At 54.4% G+C, this 25,658-nt stretch carries 21 protein-coding genes, 1 tRNA gene and 3 pseudogenes (1 of these 25 running past the window's edge); 16 read left to right on the top strand and 9 right to left on the bottom strand.

The genetic code is table 11. The annotated features are described in order from the left end of the window. Window positions 1-33: 33 nt before the first annotated feature. The 10 genes from ACTG2O_RS00145 (at window position 34) to ACTG2O_RS00100 (ending at window position 9,331) form a co-directional block, all read left to right on the top strand. Window positions 34-663 carry a GPO family capsid scaffolding protein gene (locus ACTG2O_RS00145; RefSeq protein WP_439975192.1) on the top strand — a complete coding sequence of 210 codons (630 nt, stop codon included), beginning with the start codon at window positions 34-36 and terminating at the stop codon, window positions 661-663. Between the two features lie 12 nt (window positions 664-675). Beyond that, entirely contained in the window at window positions 676-1,641 is a 966-nt protein-coding gene (locus ACTG2O_RS00140) for a P2 family phage major capsid protein (RefSeq protein ID WP_043851644.1), read from the top strand. A 4-nt stretch (window positions 1,642-1,645) separates the two neighbouring features. Further along, complete coding sequence (locus ACTG2O_RS00135) at window positions 1,646-2,359, top strand: hypothetical protein (protein WP_439975191.1); 714 nt, start codon at window positions 1,646-1,648, stop codon at window positions 2,357-2,359. 78 nt (window positions 2,360-2,437) lie between these two features. Further along, complete coding sequence (locus ACTG2O_RS00130) at window positions 2,438-2,908, top strand: host cell division inhibitor Icd-like protein (RefSeq protein ID WP_152985934.1); 471 nt, start codon at window positions 2,438-2,440, stop codon at window positions 2,906-2,908. Continuing rightward, window positions 2,905-3,156: a hypothetical protein gene (locus ACTG2O_RS00125; protein WP_439975190.1), complete on the top strand. Its 252-nt coding sequence runs from the start codon at window positions 2,905-2,907 to the stop codon at window positions 3,154-3,156. The genes ACTG2O_RS00130 and ACTG2O_RS00125 overlap by 4 nt, the downstream gene beginning before the upstream one ends. Then, entirely contained in the window at window positions 3,153-3,794 is a 642-nt protein-coding gene (locus ACTG2O_RS00120) for a primase-helicase zinc-binding domain-containing protein (RefSeq protein ID WP_439975189.1), read from the top strand. The genes ACTG2O_RS00125 and ACTG2O_RS00120 overlap by 4 nt, the downstream gene beginning before the upstream one ends. Next, a complete protein-coding gene (locus tag ACTG2O_RS00115; protein WP_439975188.1) occupies window positions 3,755-5,884 on the top strand; it encodes a DUF927 domain-containing protein in 2,130 nt (709 codons plus the stop codon). The genes ACTG2O_RS00120 and ACTG2O_RS00115 overlap by 40 nt, the downstream gene beginning before the upstream one ends. Window positions 5,885-6,181: 297 nt before the next feature. After that, window positions 6,182-7,465 carry an AAA family ATPase gene (locus ACTG2O_RS00110; RefSeq protein ID WP_421195434.1) on the top strand — a complete coding sequence of 428 codons (1,284 nt, stop codon included), beginning with the start codon at window positions 6,182-6,184 and terminating at the stop codon, window positions 7,463-7,465. 2 nt (window positions 7,466-7,467) lie between these two features. Further along, window positions 7,468-8,001: an RloB domain-containing protein gene (locus tag ACTG2O_RS00105; protein ID WP_421195436.1), complete on the top strand. Its 534-nt coding sequence runs from the start codon at window positions 7,468-7,470 to the stop codon at window positions 7,999-8,001. A gap of 1,018 nt (window positions 8,002-9,019) precedes the next feature. Continuing rightward, window positions 9,020-9,331 (top strand): hypothetical protein, encoded by a 312-nt coding sequence (locus ACTG2O_RS00100; RefSeq protein WP_439975187.1) that lies wholly within the window; start codon window positions 9,020-9,022, stop codon window positions 9,329-9,331. A 557-nt stretch (window positions 9,332-9,888) separates the two neighbouring features. Here ACTG2O_RS00100 and ACTG2O_RS00095 read toward each other — a convergent pair. The 6 genes and pseudogenes from ACTG2O_RS00095 to rpsU all read right to left on the bottom strand — a co-directional run bounded on the left by ACTG2O_RS00095 (window position 9,889) and on the right by rpsU (window position 16,105). Beyond that, window positions 9,889-9,965, bottom strand: a tRNA-Ile gene (locus tag ACTG2O_RS00095). A gap of 177 nt (window positions 9,966-10,142) precedes the next feature. Then, window positions 10,143-11,362, bottom strand: a protein-coding gene (locus ACTG2O_RS00090) for an IS3 family transposase (protein ID WP_439975186.1) whose coding sequence is annotated in 2 segments (ribosomal slippage) — window positions 10,143-11,014 and window positions 11,014-11,362 — 1,221 coding nt in all. Because the reading frame shifts where the segments join, the coding sequence is not laid out codon by codon here. A gap of 115 nt (window positions 11,363-11,477) precedes the next feature. Continuing rightward, a pseudogene (gene rpoD / locus ACTG2O_RS00085) lies at window positions 11,478-13,333 on the bottom strand (RNA polymerase sigma factor RpoD). A 222-nt stretch (window positions 13,334-13,555) separates the two neighbouring features. Further along, window positions 13,556-15,343 carry a DNA primase gene (gene dnaG, locus ACTG2O_RS00080; protein WP_160880934.1) on the bottom strand — a complete coding sequence of 596 codons (1,788 nt, stop codon included), beginning with the start codon at window positions 15,341-15,343 and terminating at the stop codon, window positions 13,556-13,558. Between the two features lie 88 nt (window positions 15,344-15,431). After that, window positions 15,432-15,874: pseudogene (locus ACTG2O_RS00075) on the bottom strand (GatB/YqeY domain-containing protein). A 15-nt stretch (window positions 15,875-15,889) separates the two neighbouring features. Further along, a complete protein-coding gene (rpsU, locus tag ACTG2O_RS00070; RefSeq protein ID WP_005309452.1) occupies window positions 15,890-16,105 on the bottom strand; it encodes a 30S ribosomal protein S21 in 216 nt (71 codons plus the stop codon). Window positions 16,106-16,284: 179 nt separating this feature from the next. On the opposite strand from rpsU, the pseudogene tsaD reads away from it, so the two are divergent. Further along, window positions 16,285-17,297: pseudogene (gene tsaD / locus ACTG2O_RS00065) on the top strand (tRNA (adenosine(37)-N6)-threonylcarbamoyltransferase complex transferase subunit TsaD). Window positions 17,298-17,540: 243 nt separating this feature from the next. On the opposite strand, the gene ACTG2O_RS00060 reads toward tsaD, so the two are convergent. Both ACTG2O_RS00060 and aspA read right to left on the bottom strand, forming a co-directional pair. Then, complete coding sequence (locus ACTG2O_RS00060) at window positions 17,541-18,860, bottom strand: anaerobic C4-dicarboxylate transporter (protein ID WP_019444958.1); 1,320 nt, start codon at window positions 18,858-18,860, stop codon at window positions 17,541-17,543. A gap of 125 nt (window positions 18,861-18,985) precedes the next feature. Beyond that, entirely contained in the window at window positions 18,986-20,428 is a 1,443-nt protein-coding gene (gene aspA / locus ACTG2O_RS00055) for an aspartate ammonia-lyase (RefSeq protein ID WP_005340569.1), read from the bottom strand. 442 nt (window positions 20,429-20,870) lie between these two features. Here aspA and ACTG2O_RS00050 point away from each other — a divergent pair, with 442 nt between their 5' ends. After that, the gene (locus ACTG2O_RS00050; protein WP_005340570.1) at window positions 20,871-21,347 is read left to right on the top strand and encodes an FxsA family protein; all 477 of its coding nucleotides are present in this window, start codon (window positions 20,871-20,873) and stop codon (window positions 21,345-21,347) included. Window positions 21,348-21,380: 33 nt separating this feature from the next. On the opposite strand, the gene ACTG2O_RS00045 is transcribed toward ACTG2O_RS00050, so the two are convergent. Then, on the bottom strand, window positions 21,381-22,715 hold the full coding sequence (locus ACTG2O_RS00045) for an MATE family efflux transporter (protein WP_439976638.1): 1,335 nt from the start codon (window positions 22,713-22,715) through the stop codon (window positions 21,381-21,383). A gap of 260 nt (window positions 22,716-22,975) precedes the next feature. On the opposite strand from ACTG2O_RS00045, the gene ACTG2O_RS00040 reads away from it, so the two are divergent. The 4 genes from ACTG2O_RS00040 to ACTG2O_RS00025 all read left to right on the top strand — a co-directional run. Continuing rightward, the gene (locus ACTG2O_RS00040) at window positions 22,976-23,269 is read left to right on the top strand and encodes a co-chaperone GroES (RefSeq protein WP_005340573.1); all 294 of its coding nucleotides are present in this window, start codon (window positions 22,976-22,978) and stop codon (window positions 23,267-23,269) included. A 42-nt stretch (window positions 23,270-23,311) separates the two neighbouring features. Then, window positions 23,312-24,946 carry a chaperonin GroEL gene (gene groL / locus ACTG2O_RS00035; RefSeq protein ID WP_005340575.1) on the top strand — a complete coding sequence of 545 codons (1,635 nt, stop codon included), beginning with the start codon at window positions 23,312-23,314 and terminating at the stop codon, window positions 24,944-24,946. 102 nt (window positions 24,947-25,048) lie between these two features. Beyond that, entirely contained in the window at window positions 25,049-25,549 is a 501-nt protein-coding gene (locus ACTG2O_RS00030) for a molybdopterin-binding oxidoreductase (protein ID WP_019444953.1), read from the top strand. Between the two features lie 23 nt (window positions 25,550-25,572). After that, on the top strand, window positions 25,573-25,658 hold the beginning of the coding sequence (locus tag ACTG2O_RS00025; protein ID WP_019444952.1) for a putative bifunctional diguanylate cyclase/phosphodiesterase. It continues 1,846 nt past the right edge of the window; only the first 86 of its 1,932 coding nucleotides appear in the window; the start codon lies at window positions 25,573-25,575; the stop codon falls past the right edge of the window.

Below are 25,658 nucleotides of genomic sequence, written 5' to 3'. Positions count from 1 at the left end.
AAAAAAGCCCGTTTCAAATGATCGGTGGGTGCTATGAGTAGTCAAGTCAAAACCGGCTGGGTGTGCATCGCCACGGCGGGGCCAACACTGGATGGCCGCACTATTACCCCCGAGTGCCTGCGCGAGCTGGCCCAGACCTACAACCCGAGTTTCTATGTGGCCAACCTCTGGCCAGAGGGGGCACGCATTCGCCCACTTGGCTATGTGGATGCGTTGAAGGTGCAAGAGGAAGACGGCCAGCTCAAGCTGATGGCGGTACTTTGTCCGACCCTTGAGCTGATTGACCTCAACGCCAACGGCAGCCACGGCTTTTGCACCATTGAGGCGGCTGAAAACTTTGCAGGAACTGGCCAGTGGTATCTGGCGGGGGTCTCTGTCACCGACCAGCCGACCATCACGGGGCTGACCCAACTGCAATTCAGTGCCAAACGGCCCGAGGCGCGCCCACTCTTGGTGCCAGCCTCTTTGCCTGTGCCAGTCCCCACCAAACCGGTGAACCGGACACCAGACCCTGATCGCATGTTTAAGCAGCTGGAAACCTTGGTGTCGGATATCGACAGCATCAACAAAAAGCTCGCCAGCATGATGCCCTGCCCACCAGACCCGCCCACTGCTGGCCGCCGTGATAACCCCGACTCTGACAACACCTACCCCCTCTACTAAGGAGCCTTTCTGATGACCTTATCTGACCTGCTGCGCGATGTGCGCATGAGCTTTGCCCCCGCGCCGCAACCCAGTTTCGGCAACCTCGACAATGCCACCAGTTTGGCTCTGACGGCGGCCATTTTGCAGGCCGTCCCGTTCCTGTGGATGGTCTCTATCTTGGGGGTGGATGACCCGCACGCCCCGCGCTTTGACCCGCTCAAGCCAACCCTGCGCAGTGGCCGCAAGGCGCAAGCGCGTTTCATGGTTCCGGCCAAGCCGAGCAAGCGCGCCCACCAATACGAAGAGATGGACAGCAGCGTTATCTGGACATGGCAACAGCTGGCCCAAATGCTGGAAGGGCTCGACCAAGCCCAGGTTAACGCCCTGCTCGAAGAGCTGGCCTTGGCCGCCTTTGGTGATGACTTGATACGGGTCGGCTTCCATGGCCAATCTGCTGCCGTCAATACCGACCCCGTTGCCAACCCCAACGGGGAGGATGTGATGGTGGGCTGGCCCGCCTTGGCCAAGGCAGCTGACCCCGAGGGGCTGCGGGTGCTGCGCGATGCGGTCACCTTCTCCACAAGCGGCAAGGGCGATTTCGCCGACCTCGACAGCATGGTCTATGCCCTGATTGAGAAGCTGCCCGAGGCGTACCGCCAAGACCCGCGTCTGGTGGTAATGGTCGGCGGCGAACTGCTGCGCGCCCACCAGAAAGCCCACCTCAAGGCCGGACAGGTACGAGATAAAACCCAGCGCATGAAGATTGCGGACTTGGGCTTTGTCTCGCACCAGCATATGCCAGGCACCTATCTGGCCATCACGCTGGCCGAGAACCTGCAGGTGCTCACCGTCAACCACACCCACCGCCTCACGGCGGGCGACATTGACGACTTGGCCAGCTGGGGCATTCGCTACAACCGCGCCCAGACCTACGCCTTGGGCGAGCCAACCGCCTACGCCGCTTTTGATGCCATCACCCTTGTCACTGAGGAGTAACACGATGCAAGAGAATCCTTCTGTGCAGGCCGTGCCGACTGCCCCCGCAGCCACCCGAGCCAACCGACTGGATGAACACGTGACCCTGTTTCAAAGCGAACACAGCAAGCTGATGGAACTCGACCAAGAGATATTGACCTTGCGCGAGCAGCGCAAAAACCTGATGGCGCAAATCCCGTCTGCCCAGGCGCGCCGTGAGGAGCTGCGTCAAGGGCGGATAAGCCAGATGATTGGGGGAGAGGTCTCGCTGGAGGAGGCGCGGGAATACCGCGAATTGGCCGAGTTGATAGAGGATGCCCAAGCGGCGGCCAGCATGTCGGAGCGCCAAGAGAAACGCTTGGCATTGCCGCTCTATGATGCCCAGCGTGAAACCGACCTCGCCAAGCGGAGGGTCGCCGGATGGTATGACAAACACCTCGACAACAAGTTGGCGCCCGCCATCTTGAAACCGCTCAAACAACAGTTGGCAGAGCTGGCTGCGTTGACCCGTGCCAAAGGGTGCATCATGGGGCTCGAGGAGGCCCGCCGCTGGGCGCTTGCCGAGTTGGGGAGTGCTCTCAATGAGGCATTGAACGGCGAGCAGGTGGCGCTGGAGGGGGATAACCCCGCAGCACGCAAGGCGCTCATTACCTCAACCCGTCCGGAGTGCGCTGATCTGCTGGCGTTGTGTGACAGTCCAGGCAAACGGCAGCAGCTGAAAAGGGAGTTGGGGAAGTAACCGCCCAGAAAAACAAAAGGGAGCCTGCCAGGGCTCCCTATTTGCTTACCCCACCCCCAAATCCAGAGGAGCAAGCCCATGCACCATAGCAAAGCCCCTGATCCCCAGCAAGAGTTGCATCCACAGATCAATTCGGATAGCCTTCCTCGTGTCGCCTTAAGCAAGCGACAAGGCTGGCGGATTAAGCACCCGCAAGCAGCGACTCACGTAGGAAAATTTGCGTCCCTTTCCCCCATTTCTGGCATCTTGCCGGAGATCTATCCTGTTTTGGGGGCATGGGTCGGGAGCCAAAGAAAACGCCCCCACTGTGCCTGCCTACGTGAGCACTGCTTTGCGGCTACCCGATCCGCCCTGCGTCAACTTCACGTAGGGATAACCCAAATGATCTTCACCTTCCTGATCGCCACCCATGGCAGGGTCTCTGACCTTCACCGTATACGCACCATTTCTGCCGTCGCTGATACCGAAGCCCAAGCGCGCGCCAATCTACCTGGCTTGCCGCTCGTGTTTGTTGCCCGTATTCCCTGTGCGAAAAGGGGGCAAGCATGAACATCCATCAGAACCCCTCAAAAGAGCTTACCCGCGTCACTGCTGAACTGGATACGTCAGTGTGTGCCCTTCATACTCTTTCCCATTTGTTGTCCGCCTGCGTGGATTGGGAGCGTAAGAACCGCATAGACCATGAAGAGTTTACCTATGGCATTTCCGGCCTGCTCAAGGCACTGGCGAAAGACATAGACACCAACTCTTGCCGGATCAGTGAGTTGAATGATCGGCTGCCTGGAGGTGAGTCATGACCTCTATTCGAATTGTCTCTGATGTCTCCCTGGCAGCCCGTGGCCAATGGCCCTTTATCCTTGCTGAACTTGGCCTATCAGTCCCCAAGCGTGGCCAGCATGGCCCATGCCCTGCCTGCGGTGGCAAAGACCGGTTTCGCCTGGATGATAAGGAGGGGCGGGGCACCTGGATTTGTTCCCAGTGCGGCGCCGGTGATGGCTTAACCCTTCTGGCCAAGGCCACCCACAAGAGCACCAAGGAGGCCGCCCAAGAGGTGGCCACCTTGCTCGGGTTATCCCCAGACGGTCTCGATGCAAACGAGGTAGCCGCCCGCCGACAGAACGCCGAGCAGGTAGCAGCCAAAGCCAGACAGGATGAAGAGAAAGCCAAGCGCAAAGCTTGCACCAGGGCCGCCTCAATCATGGGGGATTGCGTTAAGGGCCGTAGCCCCTATCTCTCCCTCAAGCACCTGCCCGACTGGCTGGCAGATACCAATCAGACCCTGATCCGAGAAGCGCGGCACAACTCCCCCAGGGCTCCCTGGTTATCCCACTTACTGATGAACATGATCAGCTGGTCAACGTCCAGCTCATCGACCCCCAGGGCGAAAAGCGCTATTTGGCCGGCGGCCAGAAAGCAGGGGCATTTCACCGGTTAACCGGCGGGCTACGGGTGGCAATCTGTGAAGGTTACGCAACGGGTGTCTCTGTCCATTTGGCGACAGGGGCAACTGTCTATTGCGCCATGGATGCAAGCAATCTGCTAGCCGTGGCGGAGATAGCCAAGCGCCGAGAAGGGGCTGAGCCGATCCTGATTGCCGGTGACAACGACGCCCATACTGATGGCAACCCTGGCCAAGCCAAAGCCCAAGAAGCAGCAACAGCGATAGGGGGGCTGATCTGCCTTCCTAGTGAAGCTGGTGACTGGAACGATTACCACCAGGCCCATGGGCTGCTCGATACCAAGAAGGCGATCATGACCTCTTTCGCAGATACCAAGACCCCAACAGAACAAGCACCAGAGACACCAGAACTTCCCGACAACTACAGCATGGGGAAAGATCGACTCTTCGCCATGGAGTGGCGTGGCAAGGGGGAGGAGGCCGAGCGGGTGCCGGTGCCTATCAGTTCCCCGCTACATGTCAGGGCGATCACACACACCGAGCAGGGCCAAGGCTTTGGCCGGTTGCTGGAGTGGCGGGATACAAATGGCAAGACCCGCCGTTGGGCGATGCCCATGCGCATGCTGGTTCACAAAGGCGGCGAGGAGGTATTCGGCCAGCTGGCGGAAAGCGGGCTCAGTTACATCAACATGAGCAAAAAGAACCTGCTGCGCGATTACCTGATGAGCTGCCAGCCACAAGCCAGGATCACCTGTGTCGAGCGCACTGGTTGGCACAAGCGGGCCTATGTGCTGCCAAATGGCAACTTGGGGCCGGATGCCAACGAGGTGATCCTGCAAACCACCGGTTATGTGAATAACGACTTCACCACGTCCGGCACTTTGGCCGAGTGGCAAGCCCAGGTTGCCGCCCTGGCGGTCGGCAACAGTCGGTTGGCCTTTGCCATGTCGTGTGCCTTTGCTGCTCCCTTGCTATCACTGATCGGGGTAGAGGGGGGAGGATTCCACTTGAAAGGCGAGAGTACCGATGGCAAGACCACCGTGATGATGGCCGCTGCCAGCGTCTACGGCCCCGAGGCGTTCGCTCATACCTGGCGTGCTACCGGTAACGCGATAGAAGGGATCGCCAGTCGCCGTAATGATGCCTTGCTGTGCCTGGATGAAATCAAGGAGGTGGATGGACGGGAGGCCGGTCTGGTCGCCTATATGCTGGCCAACGGACAGGGCAAGGGCCGGAGCCGCCAAGATGGGGAGCTGCGCGAGCGCAAGCAGTGGCGTCTGTTATTCCTCTCAACCGGTGAGCTTTCCCTGGAAGACCACGCCGAGCAAGCGGGCCAGCGCACCTTTGCCGGTATGGAGATTCGCACTATCCAGATCCCGAGCGACACAGGCAAGCATGGTGCGTTTGAGGAGCTGCACGGCATGGCCGATGGCCGCCAGTTCGCCGATACCCTGCGTGAGCGCCTGCAAGGGCAACACGGCACTGCTTTTCGTGCTTATGTTGAGGCATTGGCCAATGACCTAAACGGGCACAGCGCATGGATGAAGGGCGAGATCCGCCGATTGGTCACGACCATGACCCCAGAGGGGGCAGGTAACCAGGTAGGGCGAGCTATTAACCGCTTTGCCCTGGTTGCAGCAGCTGGTGAGCTGGCCACTCGCTTAGGGATCACTGGATGGCAAGCCGGAGAGGCCACCAAGGCAGCACGAGTTTGTCTTGATGCGTGGCTTGCCGATCGTGGCCATCTTGGCAACCAGGAAGACGCAGCAACCCTGCGACAGATCCGTCAGTTCTTCACTGCTTACCAGTACAGCCGGTTTGCGGATTGGGATGATAGTAATCACCGTCCATCCCAGATGGTTGGCTATCGAAAGAATCCCAAAGTGGGAGATGATGAAGGGGTCGTATTCCTGGTGTTGCCCGAAGGTTGGAAAGAGATTAATCGTGGCCGCGATTTTAAAAAGGCTGCCAAACTGGCCGTGTTGGCAGGTTGGATCATCAAGGCTGCGCCAAACAAGACTCAAGCGCTTGTGCGCCTTCCTGGAATGGAGAACAAACCGACCAGGGTGTATGTGCTCGGGCATCAAGTGTTGTCTGATGGCGATGATTTGACAGAGGCGGTATGAGTTTGCCAAGAAGTGATTAGGCTACCTTTGGTAGCCCTTTTTGTGAGCACACAAACCGAATGGGTCTCATTGGGCTTTTTGTATAAAAGAGCTTGTTTGTATGGCAACGCTTTGGACTGCCACTCTTGAGCATGAGCAACTATGACCGCGTACTATCTGTCCAAGTGTAGCCTCTTGTCGCGTGATGCGCACAAAAGTAGTCGTTGCGTCACTTTTCCACCCATTATGGTGGACTTGGGTCCATTTGATGTGCATAGTTAGCGTTAATAGACAAAATTTTGTCTAAAAGGGGATGTCATGATTCTTAAGTATAGTTTTGAAAATTTCTTTTCGTTTGCAAATGAGACCACCGTAGATCTCACTTCAAACGCTAAGGCCACCAGTACTCGTTATGACTATCAAACTGATGATGGTTATAAAGTAAATAAAGTTTCAGCGATATTTGGTGCTAATGGTTCTGGTAAATCAAATTTATTAAAACCTTTGGCGTTTTTACGCTGGTTTTTGAACTCGTCCTTTAAGTCATTAGACAGTGATGACGTGATACCTATTAAGCCACATTTCTCCAGAACTGAGGACAATATTTTCATCAGCGTGGAGTTCTTGAACTTACCAGATGTCGATGAAAAAACAGTTCCTCTTCAGTTTAAATACAGTATTGAATTAAATCCAGAAAGGGTAATCAAAGAAGAGCTTAAATTAAGGTCATCTAAGCAATATCGTAGTATTTTTACGCGAGAGTTTTCTAAGGAAAATAATGACTATAATTACAAAGCCAACAAGAAATTTTTTGATTTCTCACCAGAGATTTTATCATCTACGCCTAAAAATGCCTCTTTGATTTCATTTTTAAACCGGCTTTCTGATAGCGCTGGTAAATATAAAAATATATCACTTGAAAATGAAGATATAATTGCAAAAAGTCTTGTTACTGTTGTTTCTGGCATGTTTGAGCTTTTTAGTAGTAATTTGTGCTTGAATGGTAGAATCGGCGATAGTGTTGATAAAACAGTACTTGATACAACAAAGCTATATAGCACTGATAATGTTTTATTCGAAAAAGTATCAAAAATAATATCTGATTTTGATATTGGAATTGATAGTTTGTCTATTTCAGAAGAAGAGTTTATTACAGAAAGTGGCGAGAAAAAGAAAATGAAATTACCTCTTGCCAAGCACACTCATAACAATAAGCAATATGTTTTGCCTTTACTATATGAATCTAGTGGCACTAAGTCGGCGTACAATGTTCTGTATTCCATTGTAGGTATACTTACTTATGGCGGTGTAGCTATTATTGATGAGTTGGACAATGATCTTCATCCACGTTTGCTATTAGAAACAATAAGCCTATTTAAAAATGAAGAGACGAATCCCCATCATGCTCAGCTCATATTTAGTACTCACACACCGGAAGTATTAAAAAATCTTAAAAAGCACCATTGCTTTATTGTTGAGAAAGAAAACTCAGAGTCTGATGTATGGCGAATTGATGACATTGAAGGCATTCGTAGTCAGGATAACCTTTATACTAAATATATGAGTGGCGCGTTAGGTGGTGTGCCTATGATAGGTAGATAAAAATGGCAAGAGAAAAAAGAAAGTTACATACCACCATTCTTTTTGTTGGAGAAGGTCCCACCGAAAAGACTTTCATTGAGTATCTTCGGGGGATTTATTCACCAGGGAAAGCGAAAGTAACCGTCAGGTCTGCGGATGGTAAAGGTCCAAAACATATTATAGCTGAGGCTATTACCATGCAGAGGCAAGATGATTATAACCATTGCTGTGTATTTTTAGATACTGATTTGGAGTGGCCAGCAGAGTCAATAAAAAAGGCAAGATCGAAAAAAATCGTTCTTATTGGTTCAGAACCTTGTGCTGAGGGTTTTTTCCTTGATGTTCTAAAAATGAAAAAGCCTCAAGATAGCCAAGGATGTAAAGAGGCATTTAATTTATCTATCTTGAAAAAGAAGAACGCGATGATAGAGCGCGCTATTCTTGAAAAGCACTTTACGTTTGAAGTTCTTGAAAAGATGAGATTAAAAGTTGCCATTCTAGATAAGATAATTAAATGCCTGGAGGGGAGGGTTAAAGAGGTTTTCGAGGAGGGGTAGATTAAAAGCGCTGTAATCGTGAGTGCGTGTCGTAGACACTTGCCGTAAAGGCAAGGACAAGCAGCTAGGTTCCAGTGCATCGGAAATGAGCACGAGCGCGATAACCTCACGGAATCCGCGCTCATCCGCTCCCGCCTGCGGGCCTCGTAAAGATAATTTTTTGCAGAAATGGATTACCACAGTTTCCTAGCTCTAGGGTGCGCCGCTCTTGGGGGGTGGGGGCTTGGGAGGAACTGCACGAAGTGAAAGGAATTTCAGTTTTTTGCAAAAATGCGCCGCATTAGCAGGTTAGACGTAAAATATAAGTATCTGATTTATATATAAAAACGTACTTTTCGTGGCAGTTTCTCCATTGCCCAGATTTTTCAGTTTGCCGACTGGAATCACCTTTTTTCATTTAAAAACAATGACCTATGAGTAAATCTTCGGTTTATAGGATCTGAGAAATTTCATTTTTCTATCTGTACTACTGAGCATGCCGTCCAGAGTGCTGAAATGAGCTTCGGCTGCACCGAGGGCTTCATGTGCTGCACATTATTCATTCTATCTCGTCGCACCTAGCAATCGACATGCTATCTAATCCTTCGTCTTGAACTATCCGGCAATGAATACGGGAGGGAGTACATAGACAATCACATTTGGACTGATCACTAGGCTAGGCAGATTCCTCTTTTTACTTATTAATCACTGATTAAGCGCTCATTAAGGTTCGGATGGCAACATTGTTGCCTGCAGAAAAATGGTTTTTTGCAATAGAAACAAGGGTATGGAAATGTCATTTAAGGTTGGGGATGAGGTTACTTATAAAAAGGAAACGATGACGGTTCATTTTGTTTCTGGCGATGAGGTTACGTGTGTTTACACCGTTGACAACATTCATCACTCAATCAAGCTTAATGCCGCCGAACTTACACTGAAAACTGATCAGCCACTTAAGAAAAGACGTCGGCGAGTAAGCAGCTATTGATGCTGATTCGCAAACTACTAACACAGAAAAATAGACCTTTGAGAGATTGTTATGACAGCAGCTATTACTAACTTTGATGGTTTTTTGGACAATGTTGATGACTACTATGCTGAGGTTTACTCACTTTATCATGCTGTCGCGAATGAAACTGAAATGGGGTCTTTCAAGTGTGTTCCTGCAAATCGTGCGGGTGCCTGGCTAGTTAGAACTGCGGGTAGTGAGGATCTTCTCTTGGCATCTCCAGCAGCTAAGCAAGCTTTCCTGAGAGCCATTGTGGATCGTTTTATTGGCGATGAAGAAGATGGAATGGACATTGAAGGCTGGTATGCCTACAACAGAGCCATGGAAAACGATAACGATTAACTCAAGGGGCCTCTGGCCCCTTTGTTCTACCTGGATAAAGAGACATGAGCACATGAAGGCATCGTTAGCCTCATTCAATTGAGGGTACGAAGTCTCAATTTATAAGGGCTGAGATTTGTAACCTCACGGGGTTACAGGTTACAGCGCCAAGAAAAATCGCTACAGCCCGCACCAGACAAGGGCTACAGGCTTGTAACCTCATGCCTCTTTCGGAGCGTGTAACCTCTATTCGCATTTTGTGCCTTGAGTGGGGTTACAGCGCAAAGCCGCGCCAGTACTGGGCTAGAGCCGAGTTGTAACCTCGTAACCCGTGTAACCCCGTTTTTTTCAATATATAGAGATAGAAAAGGGAAATCTGGGGAGGAGAAAAAATTTTAGCGATGGTTCTCAAAAGAGAACATTCCTAAGAGGCTGATAATTTTTCTTCCTGGTGGAGAAAAAATTTTTTGAGGGGCTGGGGAGTGGTTTTAGAGTGGTTACTCTACAGGCTGAGATATCCTATAGGTATCCTATTGAAAAGAGGGTTAGCGAGTACTATCTCGCTAACCCTCTGGAATTGGTGGCCCCTGGGGGACTTGAACCCACGACCAATCGATTATGAGTCGACTGCTCTGACCAACTGAGCTAAGGGGCCAAATTGTGCGTTTAGCGGCGTGGATTATAGGGGAAGAGGAAAGGGCAGTCTATAGGCATATCAACCACTTGGCGACTAATTGTCCAGCTTGATTGAGGGCGAAAAGAGGGTTGCAAGGGTAAATGCCATGTCTAGTCCTGAAATAGGTTTACACATTTTCAACTAGCATTTCTCTACTCAGAACCCCCTATGTACCGCATCGGGGGTTCTGTATTTCAACGCATGATGCGGCCGCTCCGCGTTGTAAATATCCACTGCTTCACGCACCATTTCCCGCGCTTGCGTTAAATCTTGCGGGCTTTGCAACAATAACTCTCCTTTCAAAATCCCGTTCACCCGCTCCGCCAACGCATTCTGGTAACAGTCATACCCATCCGTCATCGAGCATTTCACCCCGTACCGTTCATGTAGTGACTGATACAGCCCAGAACAATACTGCACGCCGCGGTCCGAGTGATGGATGAGTTCACCGCTGCCACGTCGTTGCTTCAGTGCTTTCTTGAACGCCATCGCCACCGATTCGGCATGCATTCCTTCGTGCACGTGATGGCCCACTATCTTGCGTGAGTAGGCATCCGTCACCAGGCTCAGGTACAGTGGCCCGCTCCTGGCTGGCAGATAGGTGATATCTGCGACCCAGACCTGCTCCGGGGCCACCGGCGTAACCTGCTCTGGTCCCGCCTTGAGCAAGTTGGGATGACGGTAGAAACGGTGAAAACTGTGGGTAGTCTTGTGATACGCCCGTCTGGGCTGCACCAGCAGGCGGTGCTCGGCCAATATCTGAAACAGCCTGTCACGCCCTACCTTGAGCCCGCCATCATCCTGACCCTGCAGCAGATAATGCAGCTTGCGCGTGCCCACCCGAGGTTGTCGCAGTCGAACCTGACGCACAAAGCGCACCACCTGCAATCCCTGGGCATGGCGCTCGTCGGCGACACGATTGCGCTTGTAGTAAGCCTGCCGGCTTATCCCCAGAAACAGGCAAGCCCTGACAATGGTCAGCCTCTCGACTTGCCGCTGCGAGAGGGCTTGCCGGGTCGCTTTTTTACGATAGAGACGCCGTAGTCATTCTTCAGTACATCGACGACGGCCTCAAAGAACTGGGCCTTCTGGCTCATCAGCGCCAGCTGCTGCTCGAGTTCCTTGATGCGCTGTTCGGGCGTCTGGTTGTCGGGGTCAGGCATGGTGATGCTCCTGCCGGTGCGCACAGAAGCCCCCTGGCTCCAATCTTGCCGACCATGTTTACGCAACCATACCAGAACGGTGGAGCGGCCCTGAATGCCATAACGCACCTGAGCCTGTTTGTAGGTGAGCTCGCCTTTTTCAATCTGCTCGACCAGTGCCAGTTTAAAAGTCAGCGAGTAATCGCGCTGTGTCCGTTTCACACCTTGTCCCATCGGGTTCTCCATTTATTGGGGGGAAAGGTGTAAACCATATTCAGGACGGGACACCAGACAAAACAAAGCCCCGCATGGCGGGGCTTTGGCAGAGCAGTTTGACACAGGGTCAGGACTATTCGTCCAGGAAGCTGCGCAGCACTTCCGAGCGGCTCGGGTGGCGCAGTTTACGCAGTGCCTTGGCTTCGATCTGACGAATACGCTCACGGGTAACGTCGAACTGTTTGCCCACTTCCTCGAGGGTGTGGTCAGTGTTCATGTCGATACCGAAACGCATCCGCAGTACCTTGGCTTCGCGGGCGGTCAGGCCAGCCAGCACTTCGCGGGTGGCGTTGCGCAGGCTTTCGCTGGTCGCCGCATCCGCTGGCAGAGCCAGGGTGGTATCTTCGATAAAGTCGCCCAAGTGGGAATCTTCATCATCACCGATGGGCGTCTCCATGGAGATAGGCTCTTTGGCGATTTTCAGTACCTTGCGGATCTTGTCTTCCGGCATGCCCATGCGCATGGCCAGCTCTTCCGGGTTCGGTTCACGCCCCATCTCCTGCAGCATCTGACGGGAGATTCTGTTGAGCTTGTTTATGGTCTCGATCATGTGTACCGGGATACGGATGGTACGGGCCTGGTCCGCGATGGAGCGGGTAATAGCCTGACGGATCCACCAGGTTGCATAGGTCGAGAACTTGTAGCCACGACGGTATTCAAACTTGTCTACCGCCTTCATCAGACCGATGTTGCCCTCCTGGATCAGATCCAGGAACTGCAGACCGCGGTTGGTGTACTTCTTGGCGATAGAGATAACCAGACGCAAGTTGGCCTCAACCATCTCTTTCTTCGCACGGCGGGCTTTGGCCTCACCGATGCTCATGCGACGGTTGATATCCTTGATCTGAGCAATCGACAGACCGGTCTCTTCTTCAATCTGCTGCAGCTTGCCGATGGCGCGCTGGATATCCTCGTCCATTTCAACCAGACGAGGAGACCAGGCTTTGCCAGCCTGCTTCTGGTATTCGAACCAGGCAGTTTCACACTCGTTGTTGGTGAAGGCCGCGACGAAGGTTTTCTTCGGCATCTTGGCCTGCTCAACGCAGAGCTTCATGATGATGCGTTCCTGCACGCGGACGCGCTCCATCATTTCACGCATGTTGTTGACCAGGCGATCGAACTGCTTGGGCATCAGGCGGAATTGACGGAATACATCGGCCAGCTGGGCGATGGCGGCCTGGGTATCTTCGTGCGCGCGACCATTCTTCTGAATGGAGAGGCGGGTCACTTCATACTGGGCACGCAGTTCACCAAACTTCTCGCGAGCGACTTCCGGATCCGGACCACCGTCACCGTCGTCGTCAGAGCTGTCGCCATCTTCATCTTCGTCTTCTTCGTCTTCTTCATCTTCATCGGCCAGATCGTCTTCGCCGAGCTCGGAACCGATATGCGTGGCGGTAGGCGCCATATCTTCAGTTTCGTTCGGGTCAATAAAGCCAGAGATGATGTCAGAGAGACGCAGCTGCTCGGCTTCGTACTTGTCGTACTGTTCGAGCAGGTAAGTAATTGCTTCAGGGTACTCGGCTACGGAGCTTTGTACCTGGTTGATACCGTCTTCGATCCGCTTGGCGATGTCGATTTCGCCTTCACGGGTCAGCAGTTCGACGGTACCCATTTCCCGCATGTACATGCGGACGGGATCGGTCGTGCGACCAATCTCAGATTCAACAGATGCCAGAGCCTGGGCCGCTGCTTCGGCAGCGTCCTCATCGGCGGTACCACCTTCAGCCATGATAAGGTCATCGGCATCCGGAGCGTTTCAACCACTTGAATGCCCATATCGTTGATCATCTGAATGATGTCTTCGATCTGGTCTGAATCGACAATGTCTTGCGGGAGGTGATCGTTCACCTCGGCATAGGTCAGGTAGCCCTGTTCTTTACCTTTGGCAACGAGGAGTTTAAGCTGAGACTGCGGGGTTTGCTCCATAGAACTCATCCGGTTGGTGTTGCTAGGTTGCGCGTACAGTGCGCTGCTGCGCAAATAGCCAATTCTAATAGAAAACCGCCAGACATGCTATGTCTGGTTGCGGCGTCGGTCATGAGAAACCCCTGCCCGCAGTATTGTCGGGGCCAGGCGGTTATAAAAAATTTGCTTTTCATCCCGTCGATTCGGGCAACGCTATCCATATTGGGACTAATCACTCAAATATCAAGCCCCACTCTCATTTCTTTTCTCAATTTGCACCTCTCTTATCAGCATCATCAGCTCTTGGGTTTCTTCGGAGCTTAGTCCTTCCTGAGCCACTTTGGCCTGCAATTCTTCGATCCGCTGTTTCAGAAACTGGTTGATGAAGCCGACGAAGGTGTCCTGCAATTCTCCCAGAATATCCGGCTCCTGATCGAGTTTGATCTCCTCGAACAGGTCGTGCATGGCCAGCTGAGCAAGGATCTCTCCCTCCTTGGTACCACGCCAGTGTTCCAGCAGGATACCGGTTGTGATACTAGGCTGTGCCAGGATCTGCTGGTGCAGTTGCAGCAGGAACTTGATGCCCTGTACGCGTAGTCCGGCCAATTCCGGCATGGGGGGAAGCTCAGCCGTTACTGCCGGATATTGCACCATCAGTGCCAGCGCACGCCGCAGTGGTGTCAGCTTGGCTGCCTTGGGTTTGTTGACCTCGGCCTTGGGCTGACTGTTGCGGGCAAAGAGCTCGGCGATGCGCTGTTTGTTCTCGCCCCAACGCATCATGCTGGAGAGACGAGTGATCAGCCCTTCGCGGGTAAACCCTTCCGGAACGCGACGAATAAGCTCGGCGGCCTTGTTGGCCACTTCGAACTTGCCAGCCTCACCGGAGAGCGCCGCATCGCGACCGAGACGCTCGAACATGAAGTCGGCGAACGGCTGGGCTTCATCGAGCAGGGCTTCAAAGCCCTCCTTGCCGATCTGGCGTACCAACGAGTCGGGATCCTCGCCATCGGGCAGGAACACGAACTTCAGCTCGCGGCCATCCTGCAGATGAGGGAGGGCATTATCCAGCGCGCGCCACGCGGCTTCACGACCAGCATTGTCGCCGTCGTAACAGCAGACCACCTCGGCGGTGGTGCGAAACAGGGTGTGGATATGGTCGCTGGTGGTCGCAGTACCCAGCGCCGCCACCGCATAGTCGATGTCGTACTGACCGAGTGCCACCACATCCATGTAGCCTTCCACCACCAGGATCCGGCGTGGATCCTTGTGTGCCTGCTTCACCTCGTAGAGACCGAACAGCTCCCGCCCTTTATGGAAGATGGGGGTCTCCGGCGAGTTCAGGTACTTGGGGGTGCCATCACCCAGTACCCGGCCACCGAAACCGATGACACGGCCACGCTTGTCACGGATCGGGAACATGATGCGATCGCGGAAACGATCATAACTCCCCGGGCCATTGTCACGGGTGATCAGCATGCCGCCCGAGATAAGCAACTGCTCGTGATCCCGGCTGGTACCAAAGCGGCGGCGCACCTGATCCCAATCGCTCGGTGCATAGCCAATGTTGAATCGCTTGACCACTTCACCGGTCAGCCCACGTCCCTTGAGGTACTCCACCGCATGGGGAGCACTCTTGAGGTTGCTCTCGTAGAAGCGGGCGATCTGGTTCATCAGCTCGAACAGATCCTTGCTAACGGCGGGCTGACTATTGGCCGAGCCGCCGATGCTCTGCTCGCGAGGCACCTGCATGCCCTGCATGCTGGCGAGCTCTTCGATGGCATCGGGAAATTCGAGACCGTCGTACTCCATGACAAAGCCGATGGCGTTGCCGTGGGCGCCACAACCGAAACAGTGGTAGAACTGCTTCTCCTGGCTGACGGTAAAAGAGGGGCTTTTTTCGTTATGAAAAGGGCAGCAAGCCTGGTAGTTCTTACCGGCTTTTTTCAGCCGCACTCGCGAGTCGATCAGCTCGACTATGTCTGTGCGTACGAGCAGATCGTCGATAAAGGATTGGGGGATCCTGCCTGCCATAACCGTCCTGTTTCATTGCGGAGAAAATAAAAAAGCCGCGCATTCCAAGGGAAGCACGGCTTCTTCGACCAAACAAGAGAGTTGCCTGTTACGCCAAGCGGGTTTTCACCTGAGCACTGACGGCGCCGACATCGGCACGCCCCTGAATTTTCGGCTTCAAGACAGCCATGACCTTGCCCATATCAGCCATGACGGCAGCACCACTTTCAGTGATGGCTTGCTCGATCAGGGCAGCAATTTCATCTGCGGTCAACTGTTGCGGCAGGAACTCCTGCAACACAACGATCTCGGCGGACTCTTTGTCGGCGAGATCCTGGCGCGGGCAGCTTCAAATTGGCTGATGGAATCGCGGCGCTGTTTGACCATTTTGGTCACGACAGCGAGGATATCCTCATCATTCAGCTCGATACGGGTATCGACTTCACGTTGCTTGATTTCTGCCATCAACAACCGGATAGCGCCCAACCGTGGCTTGTCTTTGGCAAGCATGGCGAGCTTTTGCTGATCCTTGAGTTGATCCTTCAGAGACACGGCAATATCTCCCGATTAGTACAGGCGGATACGACGTGCGTTTTCGCGAGACAGCTTCTTGGCGTGACGCTTGACAGCAGACGCTTTGGCGCGCTTACGAATGGTAGTCGGCTTCTCGTAGAACTCACGGCTACGAACTTCGGACAGGATACCGGCTTTTTCGCAAGAACGCTTGAAACGACGCAGAGCAACGTCAAACGGCTCATTTTCACGGACTTTGATTACTGGCATGTGCCTTTCACCTCAGTGATAAATTGTTAGCTGACCTTCAATCGATCAGCATGTCTTAAAATGGTGCGAAATTATACTCTGGACAGGGAATGAAAGTAAACCCGCAGAGATCGCTCTGGTTTAAAAAACCCGCGAAGGTTACCATAGCCGTCTCATTTTAGCAGTGAAATTTTTTAGCAATGCGTGTATTGGGCATAGAGACATCCTGTGACGAAACCGGGATCGCGATCTTCGACGATCAAAAAGGGATCCTTTCCCATCAGTTATACAGCCAGGTCAAGCTGCATGCAGACTACGGTGGCGTCGTCCCCGAACTCGCCAGCCGGGATCATGTCCGCAAGACGATCCCGTTGATCCAGGCCGCATTGCAAGAGGCGGGACTGGGCAAAGATGACATCGACGGCATCGCGTATACCGCGGGGCCGGGTCTGGTTGGCGCCATTCTGGTGGGGGCGACCATTGGCCGCTCGCTGGCGATGGCATGGAACAAGCCTGCTATCGCCGTCCACCATATGGAAGGGCACCTGCTGGCCCCCATGCTGGAAGAGAAAGCCCCGAGTTCCCCTTCGTGGCGCTGCTGGTCTCCGGTGGTCACTCCATGCTGGTGCGGGTTGATGGCATCGGCAGCTATCAGCTGTTGGGGGAATCCATCGATGATGCTGCTGGCGAAGCGTTCGACAAGACCGCTAAGCTGATGGGGTTGGACTATCCAGGTGGTCCGCTGCTCTCCCGTCTGGCCGAGAAGGGCACTACCGGGCGCTTCCACTTCCCTCGTCCGATGACAGATCGTCCCGGGCTCGACATGAGCTTCTCCGGCCTGAAGACCTTCACCGCCAACACCATCGCTGCCAATGGTGATGATGAGCAGACCCGTGCCGATATCGCTCGGGCGTTTGAAGATGCGGTGGTCGATACCTTGGCCATCAAGTGCCGTCGTGCTTTGAAAGAGACCGGTCTTAAGCGTCTGGTGGTCGCTGGCGGCGTCAGTGCCAACCGTCATCTGCGTGCCCAGCTGGCCGAGCTGATGGAGAGCCTCAAGGGCGAGGTGTTCTATCCGCGCACGGAATATTGCACCGATAACGGCGCCATGATCGCTTACGCCGGTATGCAGCGCCTGAAAGCGGGCGTGTTCGAACCGCTGGCGGTCAAAGCCGTGCCGCGTTGGCCGCTGGATACCCTGGATCCGGTCTGATCCAAAGGATCCCGCCTTCTGGCGTGGTGGTGAGTGCCATGGTGGCCTACTGTTCCTGCAATCCGGCAGCGGTGGTTATAGCGCCGCTGGCACGCCGTGGTGGTGTCTGCTGTCGCCGCGGTTGAGCCATCCGGATAAGAGGTCAGGTCTCTTGCTGGCAGACAGCCAAGCACAGAGTAAAGAGATAAAAAATCCCCGCCAACTGGCGGGGATTTTTTGTTTGGTCATCGGCAGGCGATAGGATTACAGCAGGATGCCGCCGAAGAAGAAGCCCAGCGCCACGGCGATGGCGATGGTGGCGGTGCCCGGTACGAAGAAGGGGTGATTGAAGACCGCCTTACCGATACGGGTGGAGCCGGTGTCGTCCATCTCTACCGCGGCCAGCAGGGTCGGGTAGGTCGGCAGTACGAACAGGGCGCTCACGGCTGCAAAGGAGGCAATCGCAGTCAGCGGGCTGACACCCAGTGCCAGTGCGGCAGGCATCAGTGCTTTGGTGGTGGCGCCTTGTGAATAGAGCAGCATGGCAGCGAAGAACAGCACCACGGCCAGCAGCCAAGAGTACTGGTTCAGCAGGTCGCCAGCGATCAGCTGGATGGTATCCATGTTGCCTTTCACGAAGACGTTACCCAGCCAGGCGACACCCAGTACGCAGATACAGGCGGACATACCGGACTTGAAGGTCGGCATATTGGTGACCTGGGTGGCGTCCAGTTTGCACACCAGGGTCATGATGGTGGCTGCGGCCAGCATGATGCCCATGATGGCGCCGTCACGGGGGATCGGCGGGTTGGTGATCAGACCCACTTTACCGGAGATGGCAGTGGCATAAGCCATGACAGCAACGATGGCGGCGATGAAGATCCAGACCGACAGCTTGGCGTACGGTTTGATCTCGAGCTTGGTAGTACCACGCAGTTTGATCAGACCCTTGGCTTTACGCTCCAGATAGACTTCGTCCTGATCCAGCGGTTTGCCCATCATGTTGGCAATGAAGGCGCCCAGGATACAGGCCAGGAAGGTAGAGGGGATGCAGATGGCCAGCAGGGTCAGGTAGTCAACACCAAACGGCTCGAGCATGCCGGAGAAGGCAACCACAGCGGCAGAGATCGGGGAAGCTGTGATGGCGATCTGGGAGGCGACAACCGCGATGGAGAGCGGACGGGATGGGCGGATCCCTTGCTCTTTGGCCACTTCAGCGATCACCGGCAGGGTGGAGAAGGCGGTATGACCGGTACCGGCCAGCATGGTCATCAGATAGGTAACCACCGGAGCGGCGAAGGTGATGTATTTGGGGTTCTTGCGCAGCGCTTTCTCAGCCAGAGAAACCAGGTAGTCCATCCCGCCAGCCAGTTGCATACAGGCGATGGCACAGATGACGGACGCGATGATCATGATCACATCCCAAGGGATGTAGCTGACCAGTTGATCGCTCGGGATGGGCATGCCCAGACCCCACGTCAATACCAGTACCCCCAGACCACCGGCAAAGCCGATGCCGATGCTGCCTATCCGGGCCCCCAGATAGATAGCGGCGAGCACGACAAGTAACTCGATTCCAATCATAGCGATAACTCCATTTTTTAGTTTTTGGTTTTTATTTGGCAAAAAGCCAATTCCCGATCGGGCTGGGGATAAAGACCAATCGGGAACTGACTTTATAGGCCGGGAAGATCCCGGCCCACACTCGCTTATACGGCAGCTTCGCGGGTGAAACGCTTGGCTTTGTATTGCGGGTTCATCAGGTTCTCGATGGAGAGAATTTCGTCCAGCTGCTCGGCGCTCAGCAGGCCACGCTCAAGAACGACTTCGCGGACGTTCTTGCCGGTCTGGGCACAGATCTTGCCGACGATATCCCCTTCGTGGTGGCCGATGAAGGGGTTCAGGTAGGTCACGATACCGATGGAGTTCAGCACGTGATTCATGCAGATTTCCGGGTTGGCGGTGATACCTTCCACGCACTTCTCGCGCAGGGAAATACAGGCTTTTTCCATCAGACTCAGGGATTCGAACATCGCCTGACCAATCACCGGCTCCATGACGTTCAGCTGCAGCTGACCGGCTTCGGCGGCGAAGGTGATGGTGATGTCGTTACCGAATACCTTGAAGCAGGATTGGTTGACCACTTCCGGGATAACCGGGTTGACCTTGGCCGGCATGATGGAGGAACCCGCCTGCATTTCCGGCAGGTTGATCTCTTTCAGTGCAGTGCGCGGGCCGGAGGAGAGCAGACGCAGGTCATTACAGATCTTGGACAGCTTCATGGCCAGACGCTTGATGGCGCCGTGCAGCATGACGTAGGCGCCACAGTCGGAGGTCGCTTCGATCAGGTCTTCTGCCGGCACATAGGCACGACCGGTGATCTCGGCCAGACGCTTGATAGCCAGTGCAGAGTACTCGGGCGGAGTGTTCAGACCGGTACCGATGGCGGTCGCGCCCAGGTTCACTTCCAGCAGCAGCTCCTGGCAGCGCTTGATGGACTTGATCTCTTCACGCAGGGTCACGGCGAATGCGTGGAACTCCTGACCCAGGGTCATCGGAACCGCATCTTGCAGCTGGGTACGGCCCATCTTCAGGATGTTTTTGAACTCTTTCGCTTTGGCATCGAATGCCGCGATCAGGTGCTCCAGCGCGTGCAGAGTCACGTCAGTGCTGTTGACCACAGCAACGCGGAAACCGGTCGGGTAGGCATCGTTGGTGGATTGGCACTTGTTGACGTGGTCGTTCGGGTTGATGACGTCGTAACGGCCTTTCTCCAGACCCATGATTTCCAGGGCGATGTTAGCCAGTACTTCGTTGGTGTTCATGTTGACGGAGGTGCCGGCACCACCCTGGTAAACGTCGACCGGGAACTGGTCGAAGCATTTGCCGGTGTTCAGCATCAGGTCGCAGGCTTCTACGATCTTGTCAGCAATTTCAGGACGGATGGTACCCAATTCACCGTTTGCCAGCGCAGCGGCCTTCTTGGTCAGCACCATACCGCGGACGAATTCCGGAACGTCAGAAATCTTCTGAGAGCTGATCTTGAAGTTCTCGACAGCGCGCAGGGTGTGCACACCGTAGTAGAGATCATTGGAAACTTCTTTGGTGCCCAGCAGGTCTTCTTCAATGCGGACGTTCTTGATGTCGCTCATTGTAATGCCTCAGAAATCAGATAAATGGAAAAATCCTCACCGAGTGGTCGCGAGTTCCTTGCGCACAGCTCATCCTGAAGCACCACACATCGAGTGGGGCGGTTGGGAGAATGACCTCCCGAAAAACTAATCAATATACTACTCCAATTGAGGTATCGGTTATTAGAGGTGGATCACTAAATTTGCGACATTTTCAAATTACTTTGAGGAAAGTACACATATGTTATGAAGTTTTTATCGTGATGATTTTTATAAGTTTTTGTGACTTTTTGCTGATTTTTTAGATTGCTGATGACGTAGGAGTCAGTTGACCAACTTGAAAAGAGGGGGGCAGCCCCCATTTATTCAGGGCAGAAAGTGGTGATGACGGGGCGGCAAAATCGCCTCTGACCATCGTTGGATGGGCGCCACTTTTTCTCAATTTACCGGTGCTGGAGTGGATATGGGCAAGTTGTTTTTGTTGTTGGTGGGTCTGGTTGTGCTGGAGCTCACCGTGATGATCGAGGTCGGCTCGGTAATCGGGGCGCTGCCGACTGTCGGCTTGCTCATACTGACTGCGGTATTGGGCTCCTCGCTGGTGCGCAGTGAAGGGATCAAGACCCTGTTCAGCGCCCAGCAAAAGATGCAGATGGGCGAGATGCCGGGTCGTGAGGTGATGGGGGGCATGATGCTGGCATTGGCCGGCTTGCTGCTGATTATCCCGGGTTTCGTGACCGACATTTTCGGTGTGCTGTTGCTGCAACCCTGGCTGCGCAACAAACTGGCTGACAAGCTGATCGGCAGCAGCCAGTTCCGGATGCAGATGGGTGGTTTCCAGCGTACTCAATCCCCGTTTGGCAACGCACCGTCCGATGATCATCTGGGGAACGCCAAGCAGGGCGGCACAACCATCGAAGGCGAATTTGAGCGTAAAGAGTAATCGACGAGACGAAAACCGAGGTGAGTGACTGAATCAGGGTTTACCCTGATGGCACAGCGCCTCGAAGCGGTGTCGGGCATACCACCATGCTAGGGTGCCCGCCGCCAGATTGGCCAGCAGTATCCCCAGATATATCCCCTGTTCTCCTCCCAGCTTTGCCCCCAGCCAGGCTCCTGGCAACAGAAAACCAAACAGCCGCAATCCGTTGAACAAAAACGAGATACTGGATGCTCGCACGCCATTGAGTGCTGAGGCCAGCAGCATCACCATGCCCTGAAAGCCGTAACCGATCGGCACCAGATGCAGATAGAGAATGATGAGGCGAATGACCTGCGGATGATCGCTGAACAGATTGGCGATGAGTGGCGCCAGTAGCCAGGTCAGGCTATAGATGGCGAGCTGAAACAGTAGTGCAAAGCGCATGCAGCTCTGAAGTGCGGCTTTGGCCCGGGCCGGATTACCGGCGCCGCAGTTTTGCGAGATGAAAGGGGCCAGTACGGAGGCGAGGGCCATCATCACAATTAGCAACAGCGCCTCGACCCGCGACGCGGCGCCGTAAGCGGCCACCACCTCGGTACCCAGACCCGCAAAGATCGTCATCAGCACCGCATTGGCCAGGGGGTTGAGCATATTGGTAAAAGAGGCGGGGACGGCGACATGGAGTAACGCCCGCCAGTGGGTCAGCAACCGGGCCCGCGGCGAGAGGCGCCACAGCAGCAAGCCCTCCCGATGACGCAGGATATAGAGGCTGACCAGCATCGCCATCAACCAGGAGATAGAGGTCGCGATGGCGGCCCCGCGGATCCCCCATTCGGGAAAGGGGCCGATACCGAAGATCAACAGAGGATCCAGCACCCCGTTGACCAGCCCGGCTACTGCCATCACCAGACTGGGGGTTTTGGTATCGCCGGTCGCCCGGATGGCGGCATTGCCCACCATGGGCAGCACCAGCATGGGGACGGTGAGATACCAGATCAACATGTAGTCATGGATGAGGGAGATAAGCTCGGCACTGGCCCCCAGCAGAGTAAACAGGGGTTTGATGGTGAGAGCCCCCCCCGCGGAGAGCAGGGCTACCATGATCACCGCCAGAAACAGGCTGTCGGTGGCGAGATGGGCCGCCTCATCGTGTTTGCCCTGCCCCAGGGTATGACCGATCACCGCTGACAATCCGGCGCCCAATCCCATCGCCAGCGAGGTAACCACAAAAGTGACAGGAAAAGTAAAACTGATGGCGGCCAGAGCTTCTGTTCCCAGCATACCGATAAAAAAGGTATCGACCAGATTGAAGGCAAGAATGGCGATGATGCCGAAGATCATGGGACCCGTCATCTGGCGCAGTACGACCGGAATAGGGGCTGTCAGCATGGGGTTGGTGCGGGTCAAAGGCTCGTCTCTACAGCTGGCTTTGAAGGTTCTTGCATGGAAACCGGGCGGCTTGAACCGACCTTGCACCAGAGTGCGGACATGGCTGAACCATCGAAGATGTTTATAGTACGTGAAAAAATTTTTTTTGTATTTGCCCTTGAAGGGTTAGCAACTCTGCCCCACATCAGGGACATATCTAATTTGGCCTGGAACGGCCATTCCTCAAAGCAACAATGAGACTCATTTTGGGAGAGTTATCGATGAAAATTCGTCCACTGCACGACCGCGTCATCATCAAGCGCATCGAAGCTGAAGCCAAATCTGCCGGCGGTATCGTCTTGACTGGTACTGCGGCCCAGAAGTCCACCCGTGGTGAAGTGCTTGCCGTGGGGACTGGTCGCATCCTGGATAATGGCGAAGTCAAAGCGCTGGCCGTGAAGGTTGGTGACAAGGTTATCTTCAACGAAGGCTACGGTGTTAAGACCGAGAAGCTGGATGGTCAGGACGTCCTGATCCTCTCCGAAACCGACATCCTGGCGATTGTCGAAGAGTAATCCATCCTCCTTTTCCCCGAATTGATTTAAGGATTGAAGAAAATGGCAGCTAAAGACGTTAAGTTTGGTAACGAAGCCCGCATCAAGATGCTGGAAGGCGTAAACATCCTGGCTGATGCCGTCAAGGTGACTCTGGGCCCGAAAGGCCGCAACGTGGTGCTGGACAAGTCCTTCGGCGCCCCGACCATCACTAAAGATGGTGTGTCTGTTGCGCGCGAAATCGAGCTGGAAGACAAGTTCCAGAACATGGGCGCTCAGATGGTCAAGGAAGTGGCTTCCAAGGCGAACGATGCCGCCGGTGACGGTACCACTACTGCAACCGTTCTGGCTCAGGCTATCGTCAACGAAGGTCTGAAAGCCGTTGCCGCCGGTATGAACCCGATGGATCTGAAGCGCGGTATCGACAAGGCCGTTGTGGCTGCTGTTGCCGAGCTGCAAGCGCTGTCTCAGCCGTGTGCCGACAGCAATGCCATCGCTCAGGTGGGCACCATCTCCGCCAACTCCGACGAGAAAGTGGGCAAGCTGATTGCCGAAGCCATGGACAAAGTGGGTCGCGATGGCGTCATCACCGTTGAAGATGGTCAGGGTCTGGAAGATGAGCTGGCAGTTGTTGAAGGTATGCAGTTCGACCGCGGCTACCTGTCCCCCTACTTCATCAACAAGCAAGAGACCGGTTCCGTTGAACTGGACGACCCGTTCATCCTGCTGGTTGACAAGAAAGTCTCCAACATCCGCGAAATGCTGCCGGTACTGGAAGGCGTTGCCAAAGCTGGCAAGCCGCTGCTGATTGTTGCTGAAGACGTAGAAGGCGAAGCGCTGGCGACTCTGGTGGTTAACACCATGCGCGGTATCGTGAAAGTGGCTGCCGTCAAGGCGCCTGGCTTCGGTGACCGTCGCAAGGCCATGCTGCAGGATATCGCCGTACTGACTGGCGGTACCGTCATCTCTGAAGAAGTTGGCATGGAGCTGGAAAAAGCGACTCTGGAAGATCTGGGTCGTGCCAAGCGTATCGTCATCACTAAAGAGAACACCACCATCATCGATGGCGTGGGTGATGCCGGTGTGATCGAAGGCCGTGTTGCCCAGATCCGTCAGCAGATCGAAGAGACCTCTTCCGACTACGATCGTGAGAAGCTGCAAGAGCGCGTAGCCAAGCTGGCTGGTGGTGTTGCCGTGATCAAGGTTGGCGCAGCCACCGAAGTCGAGATGAAAGAGAAGAAAGCCCGCGTTGAAGATGCCCTGCACGCTACCCGCGCCGCGGTTGAAGAAGGTGTGGTTGCCGGTGGTGGTGTCGCGCTGGTTCGCGTTGCAGCCAAACTGGCGGGTCTGCGCGGTGACAACGAAGACCAGAACGTCGGTATCAAGGTTGCCCTGCGCGCCATGGAAGCCCCGCTGCGTCAAATCGTCATCAACGCCGGGGAAGAAGCCTCCGTCATTGCCAATGCAGTGAAGAACGGCGAAGGCAACTTCGGTTACAACGCTTACAGCGAACAGTATGGCGACATGCTGGCCATGGGTATCCTGGATCCGACCAAGGTAACCCGTTCCGCCCTGCAGTTTGCCTCTTCCATCGCCGGTCTGATGATCACCACCGAGTGCATGGTCACCGAACTGCCGAAGAAAGATACCCCTGCCATGCCTGACATGGGCGGCATGGGTGGCATGGGCATGATGTAATCATCCCCCCTTGCTCTGTTTGACAAACGGCTCGCTCAAGGCGAGCCGTTTTTTTATATCTGGCTAAACTGAGTCTGTTGAGACAGCAAATATGGGGGCGATATGAAAATGTTTGGTTGGCTGACACTACTGTGTTCATTGGTCATCATGCCGGTGATGGCTGCTGAGGCGCTGACTGGGCCGGTGATCCTGAAAGTCGGTGGCAACATCAGGTCGGCAGACGAAGTTGATGGCAAGGTGTTGTTTGATCTGGCAAAACTACAGGCTCTGCCGCAACATGAGATAGTGACAGGCAACCCGTGGGTGGATAAGCCGCACACCTACAGAGGCCCAAAACTGGCCGATGTATTGGCTGCAGTCGGTGCGGATGGCAAGACCATTACGTTGACGGCACTGAACAGTTTCCAGGTCCGCATTGAATGGGACAAGGTTGCCAAATACGAGCCCATTCTTGCATGGGAAGACAATGGGGCTGTCATGCGGGTGCGTGACAAGGGGCCGGTCTGGTTTATGCTGCCTCTTGATCAATATCCGGAATTGAAGCGATCCGAATATACCGACATGATGATTTGGCAGCTGGATTTGATAGACATTCAGCACTGATAAAAACAGCACGGGAGCATGGGGTGAAAGGAAAGACCAGGGCGTGGCCACTGCTCGTCATTCTGTATGTATCCATCCTGTTGTTTACCGGGAGCACCCTCTATTGCCT

Source organism: Aeromonas sp. 61P (genome assembly GCF_051919545.1).
Lineage (GTDB): Bacteria > Pseudomonadota > Gammaproteobacteria > Enterobacterales > Aeromonadaceae > Aeromonas > Aeromonas veronii.
Note: the sequence above shows the minus strand (reverse complement) of the source record. Positions and strands in the feature narration are given on the sequence as shown.

Bases quoted from the DNA above. Each gene is read 5' to 3' on its own strand.
- aspA (WP_005340569.1), bottom strand. From the start codon at position 20,428: ATGAGCGACATCAAGAACGTCCGCATTGAAGAAGACCTGCTGGGCACC.
- ACTG2O_RS00140 (WP_043851644.1), top strand. From the start codon at position 676: ATGACCTTATCTGACCTGCTGCGCGATGTGCGCATGAGCTTTGCCCCC.
- ACTG2O_RS00120 (WP_439975189.1), top strand. From the start codon at position 3,153: ATGACCTCTATTCGAATTGTCTCTGATGTCTCCCTGGCAGCCCGTGGC.
- ACTG2O_RS00030 (WP_019444953.1), top strand. From the start codon at position 25,049: ATGAAAATGTTTGGTTGGCTGACACTACTGTGTTCATTGGTCATCATG.
- ACTG2O_RS00040 (WP_005340573.1), top strand. From the start codon at position 22,976: ATGAAAATTCGTCCACTGCACGACCGCGTCATCATCAAGCGCATCGAA.
- ACTG2O_RS00110 (WP_421195434.1), top strand. From the start codon at position 6,182: ATGATTCTTAAGTATAGTTTTGAAAATTTCTTTTCGTTTGCAAATGAG.
- ACTG2O_RS00060 (WP_019444958.1), bottom strand. From the start codon at position 18,860: ATGATTGGAATCGAGTTACTTGTCGTGCTCGCCGCTATCTATCTGGGG.
- ACTG2O_RS00145 (WP_439975192.1), top strand. From the start codon at position 34: ATGAGTAGTCAAGTCAAAACCGGCTGGGTGTGCATCGCCACGGCGGGG.
- ACTG2O_RS00105 (WP_421195436.1), top strand. From the start codon at position 7,468: ATGGCAAGAGAAAAAAGAAAGTTACATACCACCATTCTTTTTGTTGGA.
- ACTG2O_RS00045 (WP_439976638.1), bottom strand. From the start codon at position 22,715: ATGCTGACAGCCCCTATTCCGGTCGTACTGCGCCAGATGACGGGTCCC.
- ACTG2O_RS00135 (WP_439975191.1), top strand. From the start codon at position 1,646: ATGCAAGAGAATCCTTCTGTGCAGGCCGTGCCGACTGCCCCCGCAGCC.
- ACTG2O_RS00130 (WP_152985934.1), top strand. From the start codon at position 2,438: ATGCACCATAGCAAAGCCCCTGATCCCCAGCAAGAGTTGCATCCACAG.
- dnaG (WP_160880934.1), bottom strand. From the start codon at position 15,343: ATGGCAGGCAGGATCCCCCAATCCTTTATCGACGATCTGCTCGTACGC.
- ACTG2O_RS00050 (WP_005340570.1), top strand. From the start codon at position 20,871: ATGGGCAAGTTGTTTTTGTTGTTGGTGGGTCTGGTTGTGCTGGAGCTC.
- groL (WP_005340575.1), top strand. From the start codon at position 23,312: ATGGCAGCTAAAGACGTTAAGTTTGGTAACGAAGCCCGCATCAAGATG.
- rpsU (WP_005309452.1), bottom strand. From the start codon at position 16,105: ATGCCAGTAATCAAAGTCCGTGAAAATGAGCCGTTTGACGTTGCTCTG.
- ACTG2O_RS00125 (WP_439975190.1), top strand. From the start codon at position 2,905: ATGAACATCCATCAGAACCCCTCAAAAGAGCTTACCCGCGTCACTGCT.
- ACTG2O_RS00100 (WP_439975187.1), top strand. From the start codon at position 9,020: ATGACAGCAGCTATTACTAACTTTGATGGTTTTTTGGACAATGTTGAT.